Annotated in this window: 3 protein-coding genes; all 3 read right to left on the bottom strand. The window is 69.4% G+C overall.

All coding sequences use genetic code 11. The features are described 5' to 3' along the window. On the bottom strand, positions 1–3,029 hold a 3,029-nt coding region (locus tag ACTWQF_RS08065), incomplete at its 3' end, for a non-ribosomal peptide synthetase (RefSeq protein WP_443278467.1). Continuing rightward, entirely contained in the window at positions 3,026–7,666 is a 4,641-nt protein-coding gene (locus tag ACTWQF_RS08060) for an amino acid adenylation domain-containing protein (protein ID WP_443278466.1), read from the bottom strand. The genes ACTWQF_RS08060 and ACTWQF_RS08065, both read right to left, overlap by 4 nt. Before the next feature lie 61 nt (positions 7,667–7,727). Next, entirely contained in the window at positions 7,728–8,933 is a 1,206-nt protein-coding gene (locus tag ACTWQF_RS08055; RefSeq protein ID WP_443278465.1) for a cytochrome P450, read from the bottom strand. Position 8,934 lies beyond the last annotated feature (1 nt).

The following is an 8,934-nucleotide window of genomic DNA, read 5'->3' as shown; positions in this document are numbered from 1 at the left end:
CGCGACACCAAACGCGTCGCCAACAACGAATGCCCACCCAAATCAAAAAACCCATCATCCACACCGACACCCTCAACACCCAACACCTCAGAAAACAAACCACACAACACCACCTCCGCGTACGACCCCGGAGCCCGAGAAACCCCACCACCCGAAACCGCCGGAACCGGCAACACCCCCCGATCCAACTTCCCATTCACCGTCACCGGAAGCCGGTCCAACACCACCACAACCGACGGCACCATGAACTCCGGCAACCGCGCACGCACAAACTCCCGAACCTCGCGCTTCCCCACACCAGAACCAACCACATACGCCACCAAACCCCGCCCACCAGGCAGGTCCTCACGCACCACCACCGCCGCCTGTGCCACCCCGGGGCAAGCCAGCACTACGCTCTCGACCTCGCCAGGCTCAATGCGGAAACCTCGCACCTTCACCTGATCATCAGCACGCCCGACAAACTCCAATACGCCGTCCCGGTTCCACCGCACCAAATCCCCGGTCCGATACATCCGCGACCCCGCCGGACCAAACGGATCCGCCACAAACCGCTCCGCACTCAACCCAGCACGACCCCAATACCCCCGAGCCAAACCCACACCCGCCACATACAACTCCCCCACCACACCCGCAGGAACCACACCCAAAGAACCGTCCAACACATAGACGTTCATGTTGTGTGTGGCCCGGCCGATCGGGACGGTGTTCTCGATCGAGGCCGCGGTGGTGACGTGGTGGTAGGTGCAGTAAGTGGTCGCTTCGGCCGGCCCGTAGGCGTGCAGGAACGTGGTGGCCGGACAGGACTCGACGGCGCGCCGGAACGCTTGCGGCGACGCCACTTCGCCGCCGGTCCACACCTCACGCAGGGCGGAAAACAGTTCGATGCGCTCGTCGCCGAGGTGGTTGAACAGGGCCGTGGTGAAGAAGGCGTGCGTCACCCGCTCGCGCGCGATGGTCGACCTCAACGCCTCGAAGTCGAGCTCGTCCGCCGGGGCCAGCACCAGTCGCCCACCGTGGAGGAGCGGAACCCACATCTCGTAGGCCGACGCGTCGAAGGCGATCGGCGAGTGCACCAGCATTCGCGCATCGGTGTAGTCGTCGAAAGCGGGGTCCCTGGCGAGTTCGACGACATCTTCGTGCGTGACCGCAACGCCTTTCGGTGTTCCCGAGGAACCTGAGGTGTAGATGACATACGCGGCTTGCTCAGCATGCAGTCCGCACCCGCGCTCCTCGTCGGTGAGGTCCGCGGCGGGCTGTGCGGCCAGCTGTTGCCGCACCTCCGGTGAGTCGAGCTCGACGGTCGGCGTGTCGCCGTCCTCGGCGACGTGCCGGGTGGCTTCCGCGGTGAGCACCAGCGCGGCTTTCGCGTCGCGCAGTACCGACCGGACCCGTTCGGCGGGGTTGCCCGGGTCGATCGGCACGTACGCGCCGCCGGCTTTCACCACGGCCAGGATCGCGACCAGCACGTCCACCGAGCGGGGCAGCGCCAGGCCGACCACGTGTTCCGGGCCGATGCCCGCCGCCACCAGCAGGCGGGCGAGCCGGTTCGACCGGGCATCGAGGTCGGCGTACGTCAGCTCCTCGCTCCCGGAGACCACCGCAACCGCCTCGGGCCGACGAGTCACCTGCTGCCCGAACAGCTCGGGCACCGTCACCGACGGCGTCGCCACCACGGGCGCGTTCCGCCCCAGCAGTCGCGCCCGCTCGACGTGGCCGACCAGGTCGATGCTGCCCACAGGGCGATCCGGGTGCGCGCACATCGCCTCCAGAAGGCGCCCCAACCGCCCGAGCAGCGACTCAGCCAGGGATTGGTCGAATACGTCCGGGTCGTGGTCCAGCCGGAGCCGGATCCGCTCGCCCGGGAACACGACGAGGCCCAACGGGTAGTGCGAACTGTCACGGCCTCCGATGTCGGTGACCCGCAGCTCGCTTCCGGCCGGCGTGATCTTTGCCGTGTCCAGAGGGTAGTTCTCGACGACGACCAGGGAATCGAAGAGCTTTCCGTGCCCGCTCAGCCGGTGCAGATCCACGAGGCCGAGGTGTTGGTGGTCGACCAGCGCGGCCTGTTCATCGCGGAAGCGGCGCAGCATATCGGCCACCGTTTCGTGCGGATCCAGCCGGAACCGCACGGGCACCGTGTTGATGAACAGCCCCACCATCGATTCGGCGCCGGGCAGGTGCGGTGGGCGCCCGGCCACGGTAAGACCGAATACGACGTCGGAGCGGCGGGTCAGCGACCGGAGCAGGGTCGCCCAGGCACCCTGCAGTACGGTGCCGGTGGTCAGATCCCGGCGGCGGGCGAAGGTTGTCAACTCTGCGGTGTGTTCGGCCGAGAGGTCCAGGGTCACCTGGTCACGGCGCTTCGGTCCGGCCGGTCCCACCGATGGTGCGAGCAGTGTCGGCTCGGCCAGTCCCGCCAGAGCCCGCTGCCATGCGTGCTCCGCTGCCTGCCGATCCTGCGCGGAGAGCCAGGCCAGATGTTCCCGGTACGGCGTTACCGGCGGCAGCCCGCCGTCCGCACCACCGTCTTGGTAGAGCTGGAACAGCTCGCGGAAGAGGATGGCGTAGGACCAGCCGTCCACCACGATGTGGTGGTTGGTGAGTACCAGCAGGTGCCGCCGTGGCGCGAGCCGCACCAAGGCGAAGCGAAGCAGCGGTGGGTCGGCCAGGTCGAACCCGGACTCCCGCTGTTCGGCCAGCAGTCGCTCACGCTCGGCGCGCTGTTCGGCCGCGGTGCGCCCGTGGAGGTCGACTTCCACCCATGCCGGCCGCACCGAGCGGGGGATGACCTGGACGGGGATGTCCACGTCGTCGGTCAGGAAGGCGGCGGCCAGGTTCGGGTGGCGGCGCAGGAGCGCGTCGGCGGCGGCCCGCAGATCTGCGGCGCGCACCGGTCCCTCGAATTCCAGCACGACCTGGGCGACGTACTCGTCCGGGCTGCTCTCCTCGTGGAGGGCATGGAAGAGCAGGCCCTCCTGGAGCGGGGTCAGCGGCAACACGTCGGCGATGCCGGACTGCTTCGTCACGGCCTCCTCCACTTCGCCTCGAGCCGGTCGACTTGTTCTTGGGTGAGCGGCACCAGGTTGAAATCGGACGGCGTGTGACCGCCGGCGCCGGGTTGGTCGATCGATGCCGTGATGCCTCGGAGCACGTCGAACCAGGTCTCCGCCAGCGCGGTGACCGCCTCCCGGTCGAGTGGTGTCCGCCAGGACCAGGTGGCGACCAGCCTCGGCCCCGCGGCTGTGGCGAGTACGGCCGCGTTGAGGTCGACCGCGTGGATCGGCGGCATCCCCGGCCCGGCCGAGGTAGCGACCCGTAGCGTGTGCCCCGCACGGTCCGCGAGCGGTGCCCACGGGGAGCCGTCGTCGGCGTCCTCGGCGACGGGCAGCCGCCCCAGGTAGTTGAAGCCGAACTCCGGGGCAGGCAGGTCAGAGAGTTCCTCGGCGGTGTCCGGGTTGAGGTGACGCAGCAGCCCGTAGCCGAGGCCCCGTCCGGGCACAGCTCGGATCTCGTCCTTCAGGTGCTGAACGGTGCGTCGCAGTTCCGGGCCGCCGCGCCGGACCTCGCCGGGGTCGACGGGCCCCGGGGTGAGCCGCACCGGGTACATGGTGGTCAACCAGCCGACCGTGCCGGACAGGTCGACCCCGTCGGCGATCTCGTGATGCCTCCCGTGGCCTTCGACCTCGACCAGTACCGGCCGGCCCGATCGGCCCCTGTGCTGCCGCCACTGTTCGACGGCGGTGCCCAGCGCGGCCAGCAGCACCTCGTGGGTGTCGGCGTGGTAGGCGGCGGACACCCGCCGCAGCAGCGGCTCGGTGTCCGCCACAGGGAACTCCAGGGTCAGCTCGTCGAAACAGAGTTGCGACGCCTCGGCTGGGTCCGCGTACTCAGGGTCGGCGTCCGCCAGGGTGTTCTTCCAGTGGTCGAGTTCGGCGATCCGGTCCGGGCTGCGGGCTTCGGTGGCGAGGACCTGCGTCCAACGGCGCAGCGATGTGCCCCGCGGCGGAAGTTCCGCAGTGCGACCGGCCGTGACGGCCTGCCACGCGGTGGCCAGGTCCGCCAGCAGGATCCGCCAGGACACGCCGTCGACGGCCAGGTGGTGGATCACCAGCAGCAGCTGTCCCGCTCGTCCGGGCCCGGTGTCGAGGAACACGGCCTGCCAGGTTCTCGCCGACTCCGGGTCCAGGCGCTGCCGTGCGGCCTCGAACTGCTCCTCCGCCGTCACGCGCAGCTTCTCGTCGGAAAAGCCGCCCACATCCACGCGGGTCACACGCTCCGCGATGTCGTGCTGCCCGGCGGGCGCCACCCACAGAGCGGCACCGTCCGCGCCCCGGCCCAGGCGCAGCGCATCGTGCCGCTCCACCAGGACTTCCAAGGTTGCGATCAGGCTCGACCGGTCGAGGGTTGTCGGCAGCGCCAGCAGCATCGCCTGGCACAGCCCGTCGAACGCTTGGCCCGTGCCACGGAACCACTCGACGATCGGTGTCGGGCCCAGGGCACCGACGCCGTCGTCTTCGGCCGGTTCGATCCCGCCGTGCTCGACGGCGGCTGAGGCGAGCCCCGCGACGGCCCGATGCGTCAGCACGTCCTGCGGGGTCAAGGTGATACCGGCGGCCTGAGCCCGGCTGACCAGTTGAATGGTGGTGATGCTGTCACCGCCGAGGTCGAAGAAGCTGTCGTCGATCCCCACGTCCGGTACACCGAGGAGCTCGCCGAACAGCTTGCACAGTGTTTCCTCGACCCGGGTCCGCGGCGGGCGGGACGAGGCGGTGCTCGAGAACCGCGGCGCGGGCAGGGCGCGGCGGTCCAGTTTGCCGCTGGCGGTGAGCGGCAGCGCGTCCACGGGAACGAACGCCGCCGGCACCAGGTGGTCCGGCAGCCGGCCGCGCAGGGCCTCCCGCACCTCGCCGACGTCCAACGCCCCTGCCGCTTCGGGCACCAGGTACCCGACGAGGAGCTTGTCCCCGCACTCGTCCTCGTACGGAGCGACCGCGGCGCCGGCCACACCCGGAAGGCCGGTCAGAACGCTTTCGACCTCGCCCGGTTCGATCCGGAAACCGCGGATCTTGAGCTGGTCGTCGACCCTGCCGACGTACTCGAGGCTGCCGTGGCCGGTCCACCGGACGAGGTCTCCGGTGCGGTACAACCGCCCGCCTGCATGCCCGGCCTTGCCGAAGGGGTCGGCCACGAACCGTTCCGCTGTCAGCCCCGCTCGTCGCCAGTAGCCCCGCGCCACCCCGAGCCCACCGATGTACAACTCGCCGACCGCCCCCTGCGACACGAGGCGCAGACGATCGTCGAGCACGTATACCTGGGCGTTGTCGACCGGACCGCCGATCGGTGCGCCGCCGCCGTCCGCGTTCGCCGCACCGCACCAGCCCGCCGTCGCGTACACGGTCGCTTCGGTCGGTCCGTACGCGTTCATCACCCGGCACCCCGGGAACGCCGACTCCAGGGCGGCCACTACCCGGGTCGGCAGTGCTTCACCCGCACACACGACGACGCCCGGGGACGCCGCAGCCCGCACCGTTGCGGCCACCTGCGCCAGCACCGAGGGAACTCCGCTGACGGCGCTCGGCGCCGGCCCGGTGGACAACCGCTCCGCCAAGGCCAAACCGTCCCGCACCACCTCGGCGCACCCGCCGCACGCCAGCGGCGCGAGCAGTTCGAACACCGATACGTCGAAGCTCAAGGACGTGGATACGAGCACCCTGTCGAGCCCTCGTTCGCCCACAGTGCGAACTGCCCAGGAGACCAGGTTCACGGCGTTCACGTGGGGCACCACCACCCCCTTCGGGGTGCCGGTCGAGCCCGAGGTGTAGGTCACATAGGCGGGGTGCGATCCGTGCAGCGGCCGGCGTTCTCCTTCGCCGAGCTCCGAGCCCGGTTGTACAGCGAGGGCGCGGCGCACGTCGTCGCTGTCCAGCACCACGACGTCGACTGCGCTGTCCTCGACGCACCCGGCGGTGTCGGCGGTGGCCAGCAAGAGGACCGGGTCCGCGTCGGCAAGCATGAACGCGATGCGGTGAGCGGGATAGCCCGGGTCGATCGGTAGGTACGCGCCTCCGGCCTTCAGCACCGCCAGCACCGCGACGACCATGTCTGCCGTGCGGGGCAGCACCAGTCCCACCACCCGTTCGGGGCCGACCCCCAACCGCATCAGGTGGCGTGCCAGCCGATTCGCCCGCCCGTGCAGTTCCGCATAGGTGAGGCTGGTCTCCCCGCACACCATGGCAACCCGCTCCGGGCTCCGAACCGCCTGGGCGTCCAGCACCTCGGGCAGCACGGAGGACGTCAGCTCGGTTGCTGCGCCCTTCCACTCCTCCAGCAACCTGTCGCGCTCCGTGGCCCCCAGTACGTCCACCTCGCCGGGCCCGGCGTCGAGATCGGCGGCCAGTGCGTCCAGCAGGGCGAGGAAGCGGTCCTGATGGTTACGCAGGTCCTCGTCGCTGTAGCGGTCCGCGTTGCCGTTGAAGTCGAGCCGGACGGTGCCGTCGCCCTGCTCGTAGGCCATGATGGACAGATCGTCGGTCAGCCCGTTGGACAGGTTGTGCAGCCGGGCGGCACACCGTCCGAAATCCAGGTCGACGTCGACGGGCATCACATTGACCTCCGGGCCCATGAGGTGCCGGATGCCCGTCGTCAAGCCGACGTCACGAGCCAGGTCTTCGGCGCGGTAGCGCTGGTGGGCCAACGCCCCGCGGACCTCCTGCGAGACGCTCCGCAGCATCTCCCGCACCGAGGTGGTCCCGTGGCCGACCCGCACCCGCAGCGGCACCACGTTGGCCAGCGTGCCCGGATACTGGCGCGCCGCCGTGCCCTTGCGGGCCGCGACGGCGAAGCCGACCGCCATGTCTTCCTCCCCCGTCAACCGGTGGAGGTACGCGGCAGTCGACGCGATCAGCACGACCGACCAGTGCGTGCGGACACTCCGGGCGGCTTCTTTGACACGCTGCACGACCGCGGCCGGGATATGGCTGGTACGCCGCAGGAAACTCTTCGGCAGGTCGTCGGTCATCTCGGAGAGCCGGGCGACACCTGGTCGGTCGGCGAACTTCCCGAGCCAGTACTTCCGGTCCTTTTCGAACTCGCCGGAGTCGCGGTATTCGGCGTCCTGGTCGAGGAGTTCCCGCAGCGACGAGAACGGCGAAGGTCCCGCGGGCCCGCCCTCCATGGCCGACCTGTAGCGGTGCGCTGTGCGTTGCGCGAGGAGCAGACCGCCCGCAGCGTCGACGACCAGGTGGTGCCAGCCCTGATACCAGTAGAAGCGGTTCGGGGCCAGCCTGAGCAGGGCGTACGAGAAGAGGCGGTCCCGGGTCAGGTCCATCGGGACGGCGAGGTCCTCGTACATCCAGCGCTCCGCCGCCGCTTGCGGGTCGGCTTCGGTGCTGAAGTCGAGCACGGGAAAATCCCAGTCGGAGCTCGGCTCCACCGTCTGGTGGGCGACACCGTCGACTTCGCGAATCCGGCAGTGCAGCGTGTCCGCCTCGGCGACGGTGTCGCGCACCGCGGCCTCGAACTCCGCGACGTCGATCGCGCCGTCGAGGGCGACGTACTGGCCCACGCGGAAATGCAGGCTGTCGGGGTTGAACCGTTGCGCCAGCCAGATCCCCCGCTGGGCGTCCGACAACGGGAATGCGGTGCCTTCCGCCGGTCGTTCCATGATTCCACCCATCGACTCGACGCGTGCTTTCTCGTGGGACAAGGCGAACGCGGTGCCCGACTCACCACATGACAGGCAACCGGGACACTCCGAGTACGGGCTTGCCGACGCAGATCTCAAGTTCGTCCGCGGCCACGGCCAGCCTCAGCGAAGGGAACTTCCGGAACACCGCCGCATAACTCGTGCGAAGAATGTGCCTCGCGAGATGCTGGCCGAGGCACTGGTGCACGCCGTAACCGAACGCGAGGTGGCCGGAGGAGGCGTTGTCGAGGTCCAGCGCGGCCGGACAGGCGAACTGCTCGGGATCCCGATTGGCCGCCGGCAGGGCGATGGAAACCGAATCGCCTGCCTTGATCGCCTCACCGCCGAGTTCGACGTCCTGCAACGCGGTGCGGATCGGTCCGATGTGGGTGACGCTGAGGTAGCGCAGCAGTTCGTCGACGGCCCGCTCGAGCCGGGCAGGGTGGGAAAGCGCCTTGGCCCGTTGTTCCGGGTTCTCCAGCAGGGCCAGCAGACCGAGCGCGAGCATGTTCGCCGTCGACTCGTATCCCGCCGTCAGCAACACCATTCCGACGGTGGCGACCTCCTCGTCGGGCAGTTCACCCGAGACCGTGAGGTGACCGAGGACGTCGCCCCCGGTGCCCGCCCGTTTCTTGGAGTCGACGAATTCCTGGAACAGGGTGTGGATTGCCTGGGTCGCCGCCGCGACGTCTTCTGCCGCGGAATCCTGGTCGAAGAGGACCGAGACATGGCTCACGAAGCGCTCGTGCTCCTCCTCGGGAACGCCCAGGACGTTCGAGACCACATGGAGCGGCACGACTTTCGCGAAGTCCCGCACCAGGTCCGCCGGCGGTCCCGCGTGCTCGACGGCAGTCAGGCGGTCTTCGACGAACCGCTCGATGTCCTGCACCATCGAGTCCGTCCTGCGCACCGTGAAATGTTTGGCGAGCAGGCGGCGGTACCTCGTGTGCTCCGGTGGGTCCATGCGGTGGAATACGCCTGGCGGGATGTCCTTGCGGGCCTGTTCGGCCTCGGCGGACATACGGACGGGAATGCGGGCGAGGTCGGCCCGGCTGCTGAAGCGGCTGTCGGCGAGTACCTCGCGAGCCAACGAGTAACTGGTCACGAGCCAGCCCAGATGGCCGTCCCCGTAGACCATCCGACCGATCGGCCGCCGTTCGCGCAGGTGCTCCAGTTCCGGGGGCAGTTCGAAGATCCGATCGCGGGCGGTCGGGATGCCGGTGGGAACTGCCGTCGTGTCGGACAAT

The organism is Streptomyces sp. 8N114, assembly GCF_052245835.1.
Taxonomy (GTDB): domain Bacteria; phylum Actinomycetota; class Actinomycetes; order Streptomycetales; family Streptomycetaceae; genus Streptomyces.
Note: the sequence above shows the minus strand (reverse complement) of the source record. Positions and strands in the feature narration are given on the sequence as shown.

What these genes read in the sequence shown, in the direction of transcription:
- ACTWQF_RS08060 (WP_443278466.1), bottom strand. Translation starts at nt 7,666, where the DNA reads ATGGAACGACCGGCGGAAGGCACCGCATTCCCGTTGTCGGACGCCCAG.